Annotated in this window: 21 protein-coding genes; 8 read left to right on the top strand and 13 right to left on the bottom strand. The window is 62.9% G+C overall.

What is annotated here, in order from left to right:
- Window positions 1-2: 2 nt before the first annotated feature.
- Window positions 3-899, top strand: a complete 897-nt coding sequence (gene truB / locus FN835_RS10910) for a tRNA pseudouridine(55) synthase TruB (protein WP_142663257.1) — start codon at window positions 3-5, stop codon at window positions 897-899.
- Here the strand turns inward: truB and FN835_RS10915 are convergent.
- The 10 genes from FN835_RS10915 to FN835_RS10960 all read right to left on the bottom strand — a co-directional run bounded on the left by FN835_RS10915 (window position 886) and on the right by FN835_RS10960 (window position 8010).
- A complete protein-coding gene (locus FN835_RS10915) occupies window positions 886-1602 on the bottom strand; it encodes a class I SAM-dependent methyltransferase (protein ID WP_142663258.1) in 717 nt (238 codons plus the stop codon). The genes truB and FN835_RS10915 overlap by 14 nt on opposite strands.
- Before the next feature lie 6 nt (window positions 1603-1608).
- On the bottom strand, window positions 1609-2529 hold the full coding sequence (locus FN835_RS10920) for an MBL fold metallo-hydrolase (RefSeq protein WP_142663259.1): 921 nt from the start codon (window positions 2527-2529) through the stop codon (window positions 1609-1611).
- Window positions 2530-2601: 72 nt separating this feature from the next.
- On the bottom strand, window positions 2602-3249 hold the full coding sequence (locus tag FN835_RS10925; protein WP_142663260.1) for an RluA family pseudouridine synthase: 648 nt from the start codon (window positions 3247-3249) through the stop codon (window positions 2602-2604).
- Complete coding sequence (locus tag FN835_RS10930) at window positions 3246-3878, bottom strand: LysE family translocator (protein ID WP_142663261.1); 633 nt, start codon at window positions 3876-3878, stop codon at window positions 3246-3248. Before FN835_RS10930 ends, FN835_RS10925 begins: the two co-directional genes overlap by 4 nt.
- A gap of 1 nt (window position 3879) precedes the next feature.
- Window positions 3880-4236: a GFA family protein gene (locus FN835_RS10935; RefSeq protein WP_142663262.1), complete on the bottom strand. Its 357-nt coding sequence runs from the start codon at window positions 4234-4236 to the stop codon at window positions 3880-3882.
- Window positions 4233-4628 carry a GFA family protein gene (locus tag FN835_RS10940; RefSeq protein ID WP_142663263.1) on the bottom strand — a complete coding sequence of 132 codons (396 nt, stop codon included), beginning with the start codon at window positions 4626-4628 and terminating at the stop codon, window positions 4233-4235. The genes FN835_RS10935 and FN835_RS10940 overlap by 4 nt, the downstream gene beginning before the upstream one ends.
- A complete protein-coding gene (locus FN835_RS10945) occupies window positions 4606-5145 on the bottom strand; it encodes a GAF domain-containing protein (protein WP_142663264.1) in 540 nt (179 codons plus the stop codon). The genes FN835_RS10940 and FN835_RS10945 overlap by 23 nt, the downstream gene beginning before the upstream one ends.
- The gene (locus tag FN835_RS10950; protein WP_142663265.1) at window positions 5142-5969 is read right to left on the bottom strand and encodes an NAD-dependent epimerase/dehydratase family protein; all 828 of its coding nucleotides are present in this window, start codon (window positions 5967-5969) and stop codon (window positions 5142-5144) included. Before FN835_RS10950 ends, FN835_RS10945 begins: the two co-directional genes overlap by 4 nt.
- Entirely contained in the window at window positions 5966-6799 is an 834-nt protein-coding gene (locus FN835_RS10955) for a glycosyltransferase (RefSeq protein WP_142663266.1), read from the bottom strand. Before FN835_RS10955 ends, FN835_RS10950 begins: the two co-directional genes overlap by 4 nt.
- Window positions 6793-8010, bottom strand: a complete 1218-nt coding sequence (locus FN835_RS10960) for an NAD-dependent epimerase/dehydratase family protein (protein ID WP_142663267.1) — start codon at window positions 8008-8010, stop codon at window positions 6793-6795. Before FN835_RS10960 ends, FN835_RS10955 begins: the two co-directional genes overlap by 7 nt.
- A 151-nt stretch (window positions 8011-8161) precedes the next feature.
- On the opposite strand from FN835_RS10960, the gene FN835_RS10965 reads away from it, so the two are divergent.
- The 6 genes from FN835_RS10965 to FN835_RS10990 all read left to right on the top strand — a co-directional run bounded on the left by FN835_RS10965 (window position 8162) and on the right by FN835_RS10990 (window position 12647).
- Window positions 8162-8608 (top strand): RrF2 family transcriptional regulator, encoded by a 447-nt coding sequence (locus tag FN835_RS10965; RefSeq protein WP_142663268.1) that lies wholly within the window; start codon window positions 8162-8164, stop codon window positions 8606-8608.
- Between the two features lie 126 nt (window positions 8609-8734).
- The gene (locus FN835_RS10970) at window positions 8735-9583 is read left to right on the top strand and encodes a shikimate dehydrogenase (RefSeq protein ID WP_142663269.1); all 849 of its coding nucleotides are present in this window, start codon (window positions 8735-8737) and stop codon (window positions 9581-9583) included.
- Window positions 9580-10176 (top strand): dephospho-CoA kinase, encoded by a 597-nt coding sequence (gene coaE / locus FN835_RS10975; protein ID WP_142663270.1) that lies wholly within the window; start codon window positions 9580-9582, stop codon window positions 10174-10176. Before FN835_RS10970 ends, coaE begins: the two co-directional genes overlap by 4 nt.
- Entirely contained in the window at window positions 10169-10885 is a 717-nt protein-coding gene (gene dnaQ, locus FN835_RS10980) for a DNA polymerase III subunit epsilon (RefSeq protein ID WP_142663271.1), read from the top strand. The genes coaE and dnaQ overlap by 8 nt, the downstream gene beginning before the upstream one ends.
- 77 nt (window positions 10886-10962) lie before the next feature.
- Window positions 10963-11841, top strand: a complete 879-nt coding sequence (locus FN835_RS10985) for a YihY/virulence factor BrkB family protein (protein WP_246098710.1) — start codon at window positions 10963-10965, stop codon at window positions 11839-11841.
- A 5-nt stretch (window positions 11842-11846) separates the two neighbouring features.
- Window positions 11847-12647 carry an endonuclease/exonuclease/phosphatase family protein gene (locus tag FN835_RS10990; protein ID WP_142663273.1) on the top strand — a complete coding sequence of 267 codons (801 nt, stop codon included), beginning with the start codon at window positions 11847-11849 and terminating at the stop codon, window positions 12645-12647.
- A 3-nt stretch (window positions 12648-12650) separates the two neighbouring features.
- On the opposite strand, the gene FN835_RS10995 is transcribed toward FN835_RS10990, so the two are convergent.
- From FN835_RS10995 to FN835_RS11005, 3 genes are read right to left on the bottom strand one after another with little or no spacing between them, the layout of a single operon-like run.
- Window positions 12651-14435 carry a sensor histidine kinase gene (locus FN835_RS10995; RefSeq protein ID WP_142663274.1) on the bottom strand — a complete coding sequence of 595 codons (1785 nt, stop codon included), beginning with the start codon at window positions 14433-14435 and terminating at the stop codon, window positions 12651-12653.
- Between the two features lie 11 nt (window positions 14436-14446).
- Complete coding sequence (locus tag FN835_RS11000; RefSeq protein ID WP_142663275.1) at window positions 14447-15037, bottom strand: RNA polymerase sigma factor; 591 nt, start codon at window positions 15035-15037, stop codon at window positions 14447-14449.
- A 6-nt stretch (window positions 15038-15043) separates the two neighbouring features.
- Window positions 15044-15190 (bottom strand): NepR family anti-sigma factor, encoded by a 147-nt coding sequence (locus FN835_RS11005; protein WP_142663276.1) that lies wholly within the window; start codon window positions 15188-15190, stop codon window positions 15044-15046.
- A 94-nt stretch (window positions 15191-15284) separates the two neighbouring features.
- Here FN835_RS11005 and FN835_RS11010 point away from each other — a divergent pair, with 94 nt between their 5' ends.
- On the top strand, window positions 15285-16088 hold the full coding sequence (locus FN835_RS11010; protein ID WP_142663277.1) for a response regulator: 804 nt from the start codon (window positions 15285-15287) through the stop codon (window positions 16086-16088).
- Window positions 16089-16330 lie beyond the last annotated feature (242 nt).

Consider the following 16330-nt stretch of genomic DNA (forward strand, 5'->3'; position numbering starts at 1 on the left):
CTATGGCACGGAAAAAAGGGCGCGAGATCCACGGTTGGCTGATCGTGGACAAGCCCGCCGGCATTGGATCAACCGATGTGGTGGGAAAAGTCCGCTGGGCGCTGGACGCGAAAAAGGCGGGCCATGCGGGCACACTGGACCCGGACGCGACAGGCGTGCTGGCGATTGCTTTGGGCGAGGCCACGAAAACCGTGCCCCTGCTGACCGAGGCGCTGAAGGCCTATGATTTCCGGGTGAACTGGGGGGCCGAAACCTCGACCGATGATGCGTCGGGGCAGGTCACCAAATCCGCAGATAGCCGCCCCGATGCGGACAGCATCCGCGCCGCCCTGCCGGGGTTCACGGGCGAAATCATGCAGGTTCCGCCGAATGTGTCCGCCGTCAAGGTGGATGGCGAACGCGCCTATGATCTGGCGCGCGAAGGCGAGGTGGTCGAGCTGGCGGCGCGCCCGCTATGGGTTGAATCGCTGGAACTGCTGGGCACGACCGCCGACACGGCCGATCTGCGCATGGTCTGCGGCAAGGGCGGCTATGTCCGCGCCATCGCCCGCGATCTGGGGCGTGAGCTGGGCTGCCTTGGCCATGTCGCACATCTGCGCCGCATTTGGTCCGGTCCGTTCGAAGCGTCTGACGGCATCGCCTTTGACCGCATCGACCGCGCCAATCAGGCCGAGATCGAGGCCGCGCTGCTGCCCCTGCAATCCGCGCTGATCGACCTGCCGCAGATGCAGGCGACCGAGATGGGTGCCGTCCGCATCCTGAACGGCAATCCGGGCCAGGTTCTGGGCCATGCCGAATTCGGCGAGGAAGTCTGGGTCAGCCGCGAAGGCCGCCCGCTATGCATCGGCCGCTATATGGGCGGAGAGGTTCAGCCCAGCCGGGTGTTCAATCTGGGCTGACAGCCGCCGCCGATCTGGTCGCAAAGACGCCGCGGATCAGGAATGCCTGAAAAAACGGAACCGGCAGGGCAAATCCGGCCGCTTTCAGCAAGTCATCCGTCTGCGCGGGTGACAGCACCCCCAGCACATGGCGCAGGGTGTCGGGCAGCTTTTGCAACGCCTCGGGGGTGGCACCCATGCGGGACTGGACCTGTTCCCAGTTCTGCAGCATCGCCGGAAATTCGGGCGCGTCCAGATCGACGCAGATTTCGGCGCTGACGAAGGAACCGCCGGGTTTCAGCCGGTCGTGAATGTCGCGGTAAAAGCCGGGGCGATGCTCGTGGCCGATGAAATGCGCGACCAGCATGGCAAGCGCCGCATCAAAGTTCGCCCCCTTCGGCGCGTCATGGGCAAAGCCGTGAATCAGTTCGCACCGTTCCAGCAGGCCCGCCCGATCCAGCCGTCCGCGACAGACCTCAAGCATCTCGGCCGAGGGGTCCACGCCCGTGAAACGCCATTCGGGGAAGGCACGGGCCAGCGACAGGATTTCGGCCCCCGTGCCCACGCCGACGCAAAGAATGCGGGCGCGGGCGGGAAGTCCCGCCAGCACCATCTGCACCAGAAAGTGCAGATTGTCCGAGATGGGGGCAAGGCCGCTGTTCTTCTGATCATAGCTTTCGGCCATGTCGCGATTGAAGGCGGGGTGCGGCGCGGGATCGGTCATCGCACCTTACGCGAACTGATAGGTCGCAGGGACGAAGCGGAACGAGCCTTGGCCATTCGGTGCGATAAAGCCCACCGCCGGAAAAGGCATGTGATAGCCGATGAAGGGGATCTTTTCCTCGGCCAGACGGCCCAGCACCTTGGCCCGCGTCGCCGCACCCATATCCTTGTCCACGTCGAAACGCACATGCCAATCCGGGCGCTGGACCGAGAACACATAGTGGTTGAAGCTGTCGCCCGAGATCAGCAGCCGCTGCCCCTCGCTTTCGATCAGATAGGTGGTGTGACCAGGGGTATGGCCGTAAGCCGCCTCGGCCTTGATGCCGGGGACGATTTCCTCGCCATCGGCGATCTGGCGGGCCTTGCCGATCAGCGGCGCGACATGGGTCTTATAGGCGTCATTGGCATTCGCCGCCCAATAGTCGTTTTCCGCTTTGGGCACGATCAACTGGGCATTGGCAAAGCTGGGCGTATCGCCCTGCATCAGCCCGCTGACGTGATCACCATGCATATGGGTCAGCACGATGTGGGTGACATCTTCGGGCTTGATCCCGGCCAGCGCCATGGATGCAGCGTTCATTTCGGGAAACATCCCGGTGTCGAACAGGATCAGCGCGTCGGGCGTGCGCACCAGGGTCGGCGTGAACGACCCGCCCGAACGATCCGAGGGGATGAAATTCTCGGCCGCAAGCGCCTGAAACTCGGCCGCGTCGGCACCAACGCCGAAGGTCGCGATGGGATCATCGCTCATGTTCGCGCCGCCAAGGATCGTCGTCACCTCGAACGCGCCCAGCTTGATCGTATTGGCACGGCCCATCGGTTTCTCCTGTTCCGGGGCAGATTGCGCGGCAACGGGCAGCGCGGTCAGGACCGGCAGGGCGGCCCCCAGAAGCATCGCCGCACGGCGGCTAAGGTCGGTCGTCATCATCCGGCATCCCTTTCCTGTTTTCCATAGCTTACGCAGGAAACGCCGGATCGGGGATGAAACATTCGTGACGGATCAGAACGGCACGGGCGCAGAATAGCTTTGCATGACGCCGGTATCGGGATGCTTGAAGCGCAGCGTTTCGGCATGCAGCATCAGGCGCGGAAAATCCGCCGCAGCCCCGCTCGCATATAGCGGATCGCCAAGGATCGGGTGGCCCAGCGATGCCATGTGGACGCGCAACTGATGGCTGCGCCCCGTGACCGGCGACAGGCGCACGCGGGTTTCCGCATCGGTCTGGCGGATCACGCGCCAATCGGTCTGCGCCGGCTTTCCCGTGTCGTGATCCACCTTCTGACGCGGGCGGTTCGGCCAATCGACGATCAGCGGCAGATCGACCGTGCCCGATTTCGGCTGCAAGCGCCCCCAAAGCCGCGCGACATAGGTTTTCTTGGTGCGCCGTTCCTCAAACTGCTTGGACAGGGTGCGTTGTGCGTGCGGCGTCAGGCCGAAGACCATGACGCCCGAGGTGTCCATGTCCAGACGATGCACCAGCAGAACAGTGGGGAAGGCGCCGCGCAGCCGGTTGATCAGGCAATCGGCGCGGTCGTCGCCGCGCCCCGGCACCGATAGCAGCCCGGCGGGTTTCGCGACCACCAGCACCTCATGATCGGCATGGATGATCTGGGGCTGTTCCGCCGTGGGTTCGTAGACGAAGCTCATTTCCAGACAAGGCGCAGGGCAAGGCCCGCGAACATCACGGCGGCGATGCGGTTGACGATGCCCAGCCGCTTGCCGATCACCTGCCCGGCATAGCCCGCGACGATGCCGTAACCCATCGTCACCACCGTCCCCGAGGCCACGAACATCAGCCCCAGCGCCAGGATCTGCTGCCAGACGGGGCCGTATTCCGGGCGGGTGAATTGCGGAAGGAAGGCCAGCAGGAACAGCACAGGCTTGGGGTTCAGCAGGTTCGACAGTGCGCCGCGGCGGATGATGTTCCATGGGCTGCGGGCGGCGCGGGCGCGGGCGCGGGCGTCGATCTGACCCGCATTCCAGCTTTTCCACGCCAGAAACAGCAGATAGGCCGCGCCCGCATATTTGATCGCCAGCAGCGCGCCGGGATGCGCCGCGACCAGCGCGCCAAGGCCCACCGTCGCCAGGATCACATGCACAAGGCTGCCCATGCCCACGCCGAAACCGGCCAGCGCGCCAAGGCGGGGACCGTTCTGGATGCCGCAGGCGCTGGCAAAGAACACGTCCTGTCCAGGAGCGAAGTTCAGCACCAAAGCGCCCGCCATGAAGGCCAGCAATTGCTGAATTGGAAAATTGGCCAGCGTGTCCCAGATCATCCTAAAGCCTGTAATAGTCGCCCTTGTCCCCGCCAAAGGACGGCGCGCCAAGGGTCCATCCCGTCGGCATATCGAACGCGCCCGCCGAAACGTCAACCTTGGCCGAGCCATTCTGCCGCCAGAACAGCGTCGCACCGCATGTCCCGCAAAAGCCGCGCCGGGCCTTTGGCGTGTGGTCATACCAGCGCAAATCCGCGTCACCCGAAAAATCCAGCGCATCCCAAGGCAGGGTGACATAGGCCCAGACATGGCCCGACCAGCGGCGGCACTGGCTGCAATGGCATTCATGCGCCTTGCGGGTCCGGGACCGCGCGGTGAACGCCACGCTGCCGCACAGACAGCGACCGTGGCGGATCATTCCTGCGGGTCTTGGGGCAGGCCGTCGGTGATGTCGTAGTAATCCCCCTTGTCCGCGACAAAGATATGGCCTTCCAGATGCAGGCCAGTCGGCGCGTCGATCGCCCCCGCCGCCACATCGATTACGTCCGAGCCGTCGCGCTGCCAGAACAGCGAACTGCCGCAGGTCGCACAGAACCCCCGCCGCGCAAAGTCCGAGGCGCGATACCATTTCGGCTGTCCCTTGATGTCCAGCGAACGCGGCAGGATCGCCGCCCAGACATGGCCGGACCAGCGCCTGCATTGGCCGCAATGACAGGCCTTCAGCCCGTTCTGATCGTCATAGGTGCCGCGAAAGCTGATCTCGCCACACAGGCAATGGCCGTGGAACTCAGTGACGTCCGAATGTGTCATCCAGGATCTCCTGCAGTTTGTCTGCATCTTCCTGGGTGAAAGCGTCGGGCTGGTTGCTGTCGATGTCAAGAACGCCCAGCAAAACCTCGCCGGGGCCAAAGACCGGGATCACCAATTCCGAACGGGTCGAGCTGGCGCAGGCGATATGGCCGGGGAATGCGTCCACATCGGGCACAAGCTGGGTCTGCCGCGTCCGCGCCGCAGCACCGCAGACACCACGCGCAAACGGGATCACAAGACAGCCATGCCCACCCTGATAGGGGCCGATCTTCAGCACCTCGGGTTCGGTCACGCGATAAAATCCCGTCCAGTCAAAGCGGTCGTCGGCATGATGCAATTCGCAGACCAGCGTGGCCATCAGCGCCACCACATCCGTTTCGCCATGGGTCAGGCTGCGGATGGTCTGGGCCAGAGACGGGTAATCGACATGAAGCGTGGCAGGGGCGATGACCAGTTCCGCCAGCTCCTCGGCACCCCAAAGGGATTTGCGGGACAGGTCTTCCAGCTTCTGGTTCATGATGCGTCCTTGGCATTCTGAATGATGGCGGGCAGGTCGGCATGAAGACGCGAAAGCCCATCGGGCCGCCAGCCAAGCGCCTCCAGCCTTGCACAGACGGGCACCCGCAGCAATCCGGCATCCGAGCGCATGGGCGGCTGTGACGCGCTGCCGGTCAGCGCCGCGACGCCAGACAGCAGGTCGTGGTGATCCAGTATCACGTCGCTGATATTGTAAGCGCCGCCCATGTCCGGGTCGTTCAGCACCAGCATCGCGGCATCCCCCAGATCGGCGCCATGCACCTCGGTGGCGACGCGCGGCGGGACCGGGCGGCCCGCCAGAAAGTCGCGGATCAGCCCGGCCCATTTCTGCGGCTGGCCGGGGCCGAAAACGCCAGTGGGGCGCAGGCTGGCGGTGCGGAAACCGGGCGCCTCCATCGCGGCCAGCGCCGCTTCGGCATCGGCCTTGACCTGCCCGTAAAGGCTGGTGGGCGCGGGGGTAAGGTCGTCGGTCAGATCGGTTCCCGCCGTATGGCCGTCATGGACTGCACGGCTGGACAGAAAGACGACGCGCCCGACACCTTGCGCCTGCGCGGCCTGAAACAGCCTGACCGAGCCGTGCAGGTTCGTGCGGATAAAGGCGTCGGGATCGTCGCCCTCGCCGCCGCGATATTTGCCCGGCACGTGATGAAATGCACAGTGGATCAGCGCGTCGCAGCCGCCAAGTTCAGGCGCATCGCCCAGACGCCAGCCTGCCAGCGGGTCGATGGCATGACCCTGCCGGATCGCCGCCTGGGCAATCCAGCGACCGACAAGGCCCGAGGCTCCGGTCAGGGCGATCTTCATGCCGGGTTCGCCAATTCGCGCAGATCGGGCACGGGGCCGTCGCCCGCATGGGCGCGCCACAAATCGATCAGCGGGCGCAGCTTGTCGGCCTTGGCGTGATCCTGCCATGGCTTTTCATACTGGAAATGCAGGATGCGGATGTCGGTCCAGCGCCACAGTTCCGGCATGTTGAACCAGACATATTGCAGCATGTTGTCGAAGACCGGCAGGCCGTGCCAGTTCGGGAAATAGCTTTCCAGAAAGGTCTGATCCGTCCGCCGCCAGAACGCGCCGGGCTGATCCAGCCGCAGCAGCATGTCGTCAAACGTCGCCGCAGACGGTCGCGCAGTGAACACCCCCGAATTCAGGCGGTGAAAATCGGCCATGCTTTCATAGACGTTCGGAGCCGCCGAAAATTCGGGATAGTCAAACAACCGGTCGATATTTTGCAGGACGATCGCATCGGCATCGATGAACACCACGCGATCGTAATCCAGCTGCCACAGCCGCAGCTTGGCGAAATTGTCCAAAGGCGTGTGGAAGGGCGGCTTTTCCCCTTTTGTAAACGGGGCATTGCCATGGATGCGGTCACGGGCGTGCAGGGCATTGAACTGGTCCGAGGTCGGCAGCAGGTCCACCTGCACCATCCGCACGTCCAGCGCCTGCATCGCCGCCACCTCGGCCGGGGGCAGATCGGTGTAAAGCATGACCAGATCTGCCGCGGTCCCGGTGCGTTTCAGCGAACGAAACAGCGCCCCGGCCCCGGTGACGTAATCGGGATTGGTGGCCAATGTGACAAAGGCGCGGTCCGACCGCGCCTTTGATTTCGGGTGGATGCCGTTGCTCACGATACGGAACGCAGCCTTTTGCCTTCGGGGTCATGTTCGACGCGCTTGGCGATGTCCTTGGTCCATGCCGAAACGGCCGGAACGCGCGAACGGTCGATGCGATGGGCGTATTTTTTCGCCACGTCGACGACTTCGGACAACAGCCCCTCGGCCAGCGTGATCGGCTTCAGACCCAGCGCGATGAACTGGTCGTTCTTGACGATCAGGTCATTCTCATCGGCCTCTTTGCGGGGGTTCGGCAGATAGGCGACCTCGGCCCCGGTCAGCTTGGCGATCATCTCGGCCAGGTCGCGGACGCGGTGGGTTTCGGTCATCTGGTTGAAGATGCGCACGCGGTCGCCCGCTTCGGGTGCGTCCTGCAGCGCCAGCTCGATGCAGCGCACCGAATCCTGCACGTGGATAAAGGCCCGCGTCTGCCCGCCCGTGCCATGGACCGTCAGCGGATAGCCGATGGCCGCCTGAATCAGGAAGCGGTTCAGCACCGTGCCGTAATCGCCGTCATAGTCGAAGCGGTTGATCAACTGTTCGTGCCGACGGGTCTGGTCAGTATGCGTGCCCCACACGATGCCCTGATGCAGGTCGGTGATGCGAAGCCCGTCATTCTGGGCATAGAACTGGAACAGGATCTGATCCAGCGATTTGGTCATATGATAGACCGAGCCGGGGCGCGTCGGATACAGGATCTGCTGCGCTTTTTTCCCGGTGGGCGTGTCGATTTCCACGTCCAGATAGCCTTCGGGGATCGGCGCACCGACGCTGGAATAGCCATAGACGCCCATGGTCCCCAGATGGATCAGATGCGCGTCGATGCCGGTTTCAACCAGCGCTGCCAGCAGGTTATGCGTGGCGTTGGTGTTGTTGTTGACGGTATAGACCTTGTGGCGGTCGGTTTTCATCGAATAGGGCGCGGCGCGCTGTTCGGCGAAATGGATCACCGCCTCGGGGCGCTCATCGGCCAGCCACGATTTCAGGCGTTCGTATTCCGTCGCAAGGTTCAGCAGGTGGAAATGGATCTTGCGACCGGTTTCCTGATGCCAGATGCGGCAGCGTTCCTGAATGCTGTCCATCGGCGTCAAAGATTGCACGCCCAGTTCGGTATCAATCCAGCGCCGCGACAGGTTGTCCACGATATGGACCTCGTGGCCCAGATTGGACAGATGCAGGGCGGTGGGCCAGCCAACGAAACCGTCGCCACCAAGAACTGCAATACGCATCATCTTCTCCTTCTGCTGCGCGGGCAGGAATGCGGGCGCAATGTGTCAGAATTATAACGCTTTGACGATACTCCTGTGTTCCATGCCACAGTGCGCGCATATTTCCGCCCAGATCATTGCAAGCGGCGTCCGCGAAGATTATTGATTTTCCATGATCTCGCAGAAAACCAAATATGCCATCAAGGCGCTGATCGCGCTGGCCGACGAAGTCGCAGCAGGCGGAAACGCGCTTACGATCGAAGAGATCGCAACCCGCTCGGGCGCGCCCAAGCGGTTCCTTGAACATATCATGCTGGAACTGCGCAACGCGGGTTATGTCGGATCGCGCCGGGGGCGGGCCGGGGGCTATATCCTGATCAAGACCCCGAAAGAGATTTCGATCGGCGAATTGCTGCGTCAGGTCGATGGTCCGATTGCGCCGCTGCCCTGTCTGTCACGCCGGTCCTATCAACGCTGCGAAGATTGCACGGACGAAGCGTCCTGCCGCCTGCGCAAGATGTTCGGGCAGGTGTTCTGGTCCTATCTTTTGCTGATCGAAAGCCTGACGCTGGACGATCTGGTCGAAGAAGGCGGCCTGCCCGAGGTGGGCGCCGCCTGACGGTTGCCTTTCTGCCAGCATGACCGGGCTGCGGCGGTGCTGCGGCTTGACCCACCGGACGCGGAATTGCACTTCTTGATCAGCTGAAATTTTTGCGGGGCTATGCGCCCATGATGAGCGATTGACATGGACGACCAGCCCCAAGCCTCCCGCCACGTTCCCATTGCCGGGGTCATCGGGTGGCCGATTGCGCATTCGCGTTCCCCCATCCTGCATGGCCACTGGCTGAAGCGTTACGGAATTGCCGGGCATTACATCCCCGTGCCCGTCGCACCCGAAGACCTGGCCGAGGTGCTGCGCGCCATGCCTCGCATGGGCTTTGTGGGTGCCAATGTCACCATCCCGCACAAGGAAAGCGTGCTGGCGCTGGCCGATGTGGTCACAGACCGCGCGGCGCTGATTGGTGCGGCGAATACGCTGATCTTTCGCCCCGATGGAAAGATCCATGCCGACAACACGGATGGTTACGGCTTTATCGCCAATATCCGCCAACACCAGCCCGACTGGGTGCCCGATCTGGGTCCGGCGGCCGTGATCGGGGCGGGGGGCGCGGCGCGGGCCGTCGTCGCATCGCTTCTGGAATCGGGCGTGACGGAATTGCGCATCACAAACCGCACCCGCATCCGCGCGGAACAGATCCGCAGCGAATTCGGGGCCAAGGTCGTCGTCTATGACTGGGCCGAGGCGGGCAATATGCTGGACGGGGCGATGACGGTGGTCAACGCCACCTCGATGGGGATGGAGGGCAAGCCTGCGCTGCGTATTCCGCTGGATGCACTGGCCCCCGGAACGCTGGCGACCGATCTGGTCTATACCCCGCTGATGACGCCATTTCTGGAAGAAGCGCAGGCGCGCGGCTGCCATATCGTGGACGGGCTGGGGATGTTGCTGCATCAGGCCGCGCCGGGGTTCGAACGCTGGTTCGGCCGCCGCCCCGAGGTGGACGACGAATTGCGCCGGGCCGTGCTGGCATGAGTTTCCTTCTGGGACTGACCGGCGGCATCGGCATGGGCAAATCCACCGCCGCCGGGATGTTCCGCGATCTTGGGCACCCGGTCTGGGATGCGGATGCCGCCGTGCACCGGCTTTATGCGCCGGGCGGCGCGGCGGTCGCGCCGGTCGGTGCGGCCTTTCCCGGCGCGGTTACGGATGGCGCAGTGGATCGCGACGCACTGAAAGCCGCGCTGGCCGCCGATGCGGACGGCTTCAAGCGGCTTGAGGCGATCGTGCATCCGCTGGTCTCCGCAGACCGCGCGGAATTCATCGCCCGCCATCAGGACGCGGCCATCGTGGTTCTGGACATTCCGCTGCTGTTCGAGGGTGGCTTGCAGTCGGGACTGGACGGGGTCGCCGTCGTATCCGTCCCCGCCGATCTGCAGCGCGCCCGCGTCATGGCCCGCCCCGGCATGACCAAAGAGACGTTTGCCATGATCCTGTCGCGCCAGATGCCGGACGCGGAAAAGCGCGCGCTGGCGGATTGGGTCATCCCTTCGGCGACGCTGGAAGGGGCGCACGCGGCCATCGTGGACATTTGCGCGCAGATCGTGTCAGGAAGTTCCCATGCGTGAGATCGTCCTTGATACCGAAACCACGGGCTTTGACCCCGATACCGGCGACCGCATCGTCGAAATCGGCGCGGTCGAGCTGATGAACCACCTGCCCACCGGGCGGACCTTTCACGTCTATATCAATCCCGAACGCGCCATGCCGCAGGAGGCGTTCGACGTTCACGGGCTGGGCGACGACTTTCTGCGCGACAAACCAAAATTCGCCCAGGTTGCGGCGGATTTCGTGGAATTCATCGCGGATGACGCCAAGCTGGTGATCCACAACGCGCAGTTCGACATGAAATTCCTGAACGCCGAGCTGAAATGGGCGGGGTATCAGACCATGCCCTATTCCCGTGCGGTGGATACGCTGGAACTGGCGCGGTCGCGCTTTCCCGGTGCGCAGAATTCGCTGGATGCGCTGTGCCGGCGCTTTCGCATCGACAACTCGAACCGGACGCTGCACGGCGCGCTGCTGGACAGCGAATTGCTGGCCGAGGTGTATCTGGCGCTGCGCGGCGGTCGGCAGCCGGGTCTTGTGCTGGAGGCCGCAGGCGCGGCCAGCGCAGGTCCGGGTGCACAGGCGCAGGGCAATCAGCCACGTGGGCCACGCCCGCGCCCATTGCCGCCCCGCGTGACCCAGGCCGAGGCCGAGGCCCATGCCGCCTTCGTGGCGAAACTGGGCGAAAATGCGGTGTGGCGCAGATACATGGGCGGCACAAACCCTTAGTGTATTTCGGAACCGTTCTGGCGGGCCGGGTCGTTTGCCTGCAAGCTGGAACGGCAGGCAGGACGGGGGACGACACGGTGATCAGGGATATGTGGCAGTTCGTCCTCGCCATCTTTGAACGGATGGACAAGATCCATATGAGCCTGATCGCGGCTGGTGTGGCGTTCTATGCCATGTTCGCGGTGTTTCCGGGGCTTGCCGCTTTGTTCGCGCTTTGGGGTCTTTGGTATGATCCGCAACTGATCGAGCAATATATCCATACCACCGATGAATTCATCCCCTCGGCTGCGGCGGATATTATCTATGGCCAGATCAACGCGCTGATCGCGGCGGGTCGCACGCAGCTTGGCTGGACCACGGCGATTTCCTTCATGATCGCAACGATCTCGGCCCGCGCGGGGGTCGAGGCGCTGATCCGGGGGCTGAACGCCGCCTATGGCGTGCGGTCGCATTCGACGGTCATGGGCTTTCTGCTGGCCTATGCGCTGACGCTGGTGATCGTCGGCGTGGTCATTCTGGGGCTGGCGGTCATCGTCGTCGTGCCCATCGCCTTCAACTTTCTGCCCGATGTGCCCCTGCGCAACTGGCTGCTGAGTTCGGTGCCATGGGCCGCGATCTTTCTGATCGTGATGATCGTCATCGGGATCATGTATCGTTACGGTCCCAACGTAAAATCGCCGCGCACCGCCATCTTTACATGGGGCGCGCTGTTTGCCGCGCTGGCATGGGCCGCGGCGTCCTTTGGCTTTTCGGTCTATCTGAACAATTTCAACAGCTATAACCGCATCTATGGGTCCATCGGCGCAGTGATCGCACTGCTGATGTGGTTCTATCTTGGGGGATTTTCGGTGATGCTGGGATCACTGATCAATCTTGAAATGACACGCAGGCGCCGCATCATCGCTGCGCGCAAGCTGCGGCTGGCAACCAAGGCCGAGACAAAGAAAACCGGCTGAGAGCGATGAAGCTGATCTGCCTGAACGCCTGGGGCGGCAAATTGGCGGATGCCCTGCTTGACTATGTGAAGGCCGAGGCCCCTGACGTTCTGTGCCTGCAGGAAATCACGCACACGCCTGCAAGCGACAAAGATCGGCTGACCTATCGCGACGGCCCGCACAGCCTGCCCCAAAGTGCGAATGTCTTTCGCGATCTGTGCCATGCGCTGCCGGATCATGCCGCATTCTTCCACCCCGCCGCGCAGGGCGAGCTATGGGATCACACTGCGGCCGTCCCTTCCCAATTCGGTCTGGCCACCTTCGTGCACAGGTCGCTGCCCGTGCTGGGGCAGGTGCATGGCTTTGTCCACAAATGCTACTCTGCCGATGGTTACGGCGACCATCCGCGCCCACGCAACGCCCATGGCGTCAGGGTCCGTGACGACGTGACAGGCCGCAGCATCGGCATCACCCATATGCACGGGCTGCGCGACCCAAAGGGCAAGATGGACACGCCCGAACGCACCGCGCAGGCACGGCGGTTGCTGCGGCTGTCGGACAAGCTGGCCCGGCCCGGCGATCTGCGGATCATCTGCGGCGATTTCAACGTGGAGCCAGACAGCGAAACCCTGCAGATCCTTGCCGATGGTGGCTTTCGCGAGCTGGTAACGACCGGCGGCTTTGCCGGCACGCGCAGCAGCCATTACCAAAAGCCCGGTCGTTTCGCAGATTACATGCTGGTGGATCAGCCCGAACTGATCACGGATTTCCGCGTCATCTACGACCCGGAAATCTCTGATCACTGTCCCTTGTTGCTGCGGACCTGAGACCTAATGCCGCGCGCCGGGGCGGGCGGCCGAGGTCAGGTTGACCTCACCCTGCGACATTGCGGCGGGGCGTTTCAACAGGGGCTCGACCCGGAAACGCAGACGCAGCGTAAAGCGACATTCGGTCTGTTCCAGCTCGGCCTCGCCTTCAAGCTGGGTTGCAAAGGCCTTGATCAGCTGGCTGCCCAGCCCCGTGCCTTCGGCCATCGGCGCTCCGCCGGTCGAATTCTCGATCGTCAGAACGGCATAATCATCGCCATCCGATCGCAGCGTGACGCGCACCCAAGGCGGTATGCCATCAACCTGTTCGCCCGAATATTTCAGCGCATTGGTGAAAGCCTCGGTCGCCAGCAGCGACAAGGGCACGGCCTGATCGGGCATCAGGACCAGCGGCTCCAGATGGGTTTCGACCTGCAAACCCGCGCCCGGCCCGACCGAAGCATTGGCCATCTGCTTGATGATGTCGCTGATCAGCCGGTCCGCCTCGACCGAATCCAGATGCTCGGCCTGATACAGGTTGCGATAGATCGTCGCGAGCGAGGCGACGCGATCCTGCACCGAACGCAAGACCCGCCGCGCATCATCGTGGTCGATCACCCGGATCTGCATGTTGATGATCGATGCGATCAGCTGAAGGTTGTTCTTGACCCGGTGATGCACTTCTTTCAGCAGCACTGTCTTTTCGTTGACCGCCGCCTCCATCGCCTCTTCGTCGCGGATCAGGATGCGGGCCATGTTGTGGAAAGTCTGGCTCATATCCGTGATCTCGGCCGGGGCATCGGCCAGCACGGGGGGCGGGGCCGAACGGTCGCCGATGGCAAAGCGGCGCATCTGGCCGCGCAATTCGCGGATATGGCGCAGGACCAGCCGGTAGACGGCGAAATAGGCCACGGCCAGCGATGCGGCCCAAAGCACCAATGGCAAAGCCATGGCGGTGCGGCGCGTGATGTCGATACCCGTGATCCCGGATTCCGAGCGGTTCCACGACCCCAGCGCATAGACCAGCCCCGGCACGACCGGCACGACGCTGAAGACGCGGCTTTCGCCGGAACTGGCATAATCCGTAAAGGTCGTCTCGCTGCGCGACAAAAGCGAGGTCAGCGACTTGCCGCGCGGCAGCAGGTCTTCGACCCGGCCTTCGCTGTCGCGGTCAAGCGACAGGACCTGACCCAGATTGTTGAAGGTGATGATACGGGTATTGTCCTGCCCCAAGCCCCCCACATGCGTCGAACGCAGCATGTCGGGCGACATGGCAACAGAGATATGTCCCAAAAGCTCGGCACTGCGGTAAAGCGGCTGGATCACGACGACCGATTTCCCGCCCGCGCCCATGCCGATGCCGCTGGTGGTGACCAGCGTGCCGGGACTTTGCGTGAACTGCTTGAAGGCCGGATCGCCCGTCAGGTCCAGCGTGCCGGGAATCGACGAACACTCGGTCACGCCATCCAGCCGCGTGAACCCGGCATAGACGAAATTGACCGTCCGCTGCACGAACCCGCGCATGATGTCGGAACAGGCCTGCGGGCGGTCCATCGTCTCAAGCACCGCCGGCCCCAGCGCATCCGCCGTGCCAAGCGCACTTTGCAGCAAGGCGCGTTCGCCCGCCGCTGCCGTGGTTGTGCGGCCCAGCAGCGCGATTTCGGAAGAACGCTCATATTCCCGCGACAGGTGCAGGGTCTGGATCACCGAGATCAGCCCGATCGGCAGAATTGCGACCGAAAGCAGCCCCCCAAGGCGGAAACCCAGCCCCTTGGTGAAATCCAGCCTGTCAAGGAACCGGCGCAGCACGGGCGCCAGCCTTAACGGCTGATGGAAGAGTTCTGTGCCATCACGGCAAGGGTCGCGCGATCCGTCATCTCAAGCTCTTCGCCATCTTCTAGCTGCAACAATTCAGCCAGCTTGCGCCGACCGCGATTTGCACGGGATTTGACGGTGCCAACGGCAACGCCTGTCATCTCGGCAGCTTCTTCATAGGAAAAGCCCGAGGCGCCGACAAGGATCAGAGCTTCGCGTTGTTCATCCGGCAGCTTTTCAAAAGCCACGCGGAAATCGTTCAGCGCCAGCCGACCGTCATGTTCGGGCCGGGTCGCCTGCCGCGCGGCATGGATGCCGTCGCTGTCGCTGACCTCGCGCCGCGTCTTGCGCCGCGCCGAATAGAAGGTGTTGCGAAGAATGGTGAAAAGCCATGCCCGCAGGTTGGTGCCGGGCTGGAACTTGTCGATATGGGTCCATGCCTTGACGATGGTGTCCTGCACCAGATCGTCCGCCGATGCCCCTTCGCGGGTCAAGGACAGCGCAAAAGCGCGCAGGGCCGGAAGATGATCGACGAGCTGGTCGCGCGGGTTGTCACTCCCGCCGGTCGTCCGCGCCGATTTGGCGTGACTTGTCATGCGGGTTTACTCCTGCTCGCGCAATTTATCGAGCAATTCCATGAATTTATCAGGAATTTTGTCGGTTGTGTCCTGTTCGTAGACACGTTTCAGGTTTTCGTCGATCTGCTTCGCGATTGCCGCCCGCCTCTGGTCCTCGCGTCTGGTATTCATTTTTTAGTTATTCCCGAAATTCTTGTGCGCACCGGTCCTAACCGTTACCTATCCAGTCAAGTTCCATGTGAACAACGCATTTTTGAGGATGACAATGACAGCAGCAGATCTGGCCCAATCCATCCGCCGTGAGCTGCCCTTTCTGCGCCGCTATGCCCGTGCGCTGACCGGCAGCCAGACCGCGGGCGACAATTACGCCGCCGCCACGCTGGAAGCGATCCTTAGCGACCGCAGCCTGATCAGCGGCGACGACACGCGCATCGGTCTGTTCCGCACCTTTCACGCGATCTGGCAAAGCTCGGGCCAGCCGGTCGATCAGGAAGGACAAAGCGTGCAGGAAGCGCGCGCACAGGCGCATCTGCGCAGCCTGACGCCCAATTCGCGCGAAGCCCTGCTGCTGCGCACGATCGAAGAGCTGCGCTATGACCAGATCGCCGAAATCATGCAGCTTGAGCAATCCGAGGCCGAAGAACTGGTGCAGATCGCGCTGGCCGAGATGTCGCAGGCGCTGTCGGGCAAGGTCATGGTGATCGAAGACGAGACGATCATCGCGATGGACCTGAAGGGCATCGTGCAGGCGATGGGTCACGAAGTCACGGGTATTGCGCGCACCCACAAGGCCGCGATCGAACTGGCGCATGACAAGCGCCCCGACCTGATCCTGGCCGATATTCAGCTGGCCGATGGTTCGTCCGGCATCGATGCCGTCAATGAATTGCTGGCCGAAATGGGCGACCTGCCGGTGATCTTCATCACCGCCTTCCCGGAACGCCTGCTGACAGGCGACCGCCCCGAACCTGCCTTCCTGATCTCGAAGCCCTATTCCGAGGAGCAGGTGCGTTCGGCCGTGAGCCAGGCGATGTTCTTCGCCTCAACCGAGGGGCTAAGCGCGGCCTGATTTCTGCGCTGTTCGATGTGAAAGGGTCGCAGGATGCATTCCTGCGGCCTTTTTGCATGTCTGTCATACGCTTTTCGCAAATGACTTGTATTCGATTTCTGATTAAACGAACATAAACGAATACCAGAAGCATCGAAAAGGCGCGGATAATGTCATCCTCGAACGCAAGCGAAATCTCCGACCTTTTCATTCTTGGCGGCGGTATCAACGGTTGCGGGATCGCGCGGGATGCGGTGGGGCGT

It is taken from the genome of Paracoccus laeviglucosivorans, from assembly GCF_900182695.1.
Taxonomy (GTDB): Bacteria; Pseudomonadota; Alphaproteobacteria; order Rhodobacterales; family Rhodobacteraceae; genus Paracoccus; species Paracoccus laeviglucosivorans.

Bases quoted from the DNA above. Each gene is read 5' to 3' on its own strand.
- truB (WP_142663257.1), top strand. From the start codon at position 3: ATGGCACGGAAAAAAGGGCGCGAGATCCACGGTTGGCTGATCGTGGAC.
- FN835_RS10915 (WP_142663258.1), bottom strand. From the start codon at position 1,602: ATGACCGATCCCGCGCCGCACCCCGCCTTCAATCGCGACATGGCCGAA.
- FN835_RS10920 (WP_142663259.1), bottom strand. From the start codon at position 2,529: ATGATGACGACCGACCTTAGCCGCCGTGCGGCGATGCTTCTGGGGGCC.
- FN835_RS10925 (WP_142663260.1), bottom strand. From the start codon at position 3,249: ATGAGCTTCGTCTACGAACCCACGGCGGAACAGCCCCAGATCATCCAT.
- FN835_RS10930 (WP_142663261.1), bottom strand. From the start codon at position 3,878: ATGATCTGGGACACGCTGGCCAATTTTCCAATTCAGCAATTGCTGGCC.
- FN835_RS10935 (WP_142663262.1), bottom strand. From the start codon at position 4,236: ATGATCCGCCACGGTCGCTGTCTGTGCGGCAGCGTGGCGTTCACCGCG.
- FN835_RS10940 (WP_142663263.1), bottom strand. From the start codon at position 4,628: ATGACACATTCGGACGTCACTGAGTTCCACGGCCATTGCCTGTGTGGC.
- FN835_RS10945 (WP_142663264.1), bottom strand. From the start codon at position 5,145: ATGAACCAGAAGCTGGAAGACCTGTCCCGCAAATCCCTTTGGGGTGCC.
- FN835_RS10950 (WP_142663265.1), bottom strand. From the start codon at position 5,969: ATGAAGATCGCCCTGACCGGAGCCTCGGGCCTTGTCGGTCGCTGGATT.
- FN835_RS10960 (WP_142663267.1), bottom strand. From the start codon at position 8,010: ATGCGTATTGCAGTTCTTGGTGGCGACGGTTTCGTTGGCTGGCCCACC.
- FN835_RS10965 (WP_142663268.1), top strand. From the start codon at position 8,162: ATGATCTCGCAGAAAACCAAATATGCCATCAAGGCGCTGATCGCGCTG.
- FN835_RS10970 (WP_142663269.1), top strand. From the start codon at position 8,735: ATGGACGACCAGCCCCAAGCCTCCCGCCACGTTCCCATTGCCGGGGTC.
- coaE (WP_142663270.1), top strand. From the start codon at position 9,580: ATGAGTTTCCTTCTGGGACTGACCGGCGGCATCGGCATGGGCAAATCC.
- dnaQ (WP_142663271.1), top strand. From the start codon at position 10,169: ATGCGTGAGATCGTCCTTGATACCGAAACCACGGGCTTTGACCCCGAT.
- FN835_RS10990 (WP_142663273.1), top strand. From the start codon at position 11,847: ATGAAGCTGATCTGCCTGAACGCCTGGGGCGGCAAATTGGCGGATGCC.
- FN835_RS11000 (WP_142663275.1), bottom strand. From the start codon at position 15,037: ATGACAAGTCACGCCAAATCGGCGCGGACGACCGGCGGGAGTGACAAC.
- FN835_RS11005 (WP_142663276.1), bottom strand. From the start codon at position 15,190: ATGAATACCAGACGCGAGGACCAGAGGCGGGCGGCAATCGCGAAGCAG.
- FN835_RS11010 (WP_142663277.1), top strand. From the start codon at position 15,285: ATGACAGCAGCAGATCTGGCCCAATCCATCCGCCGTGAGCTGCCCTTT.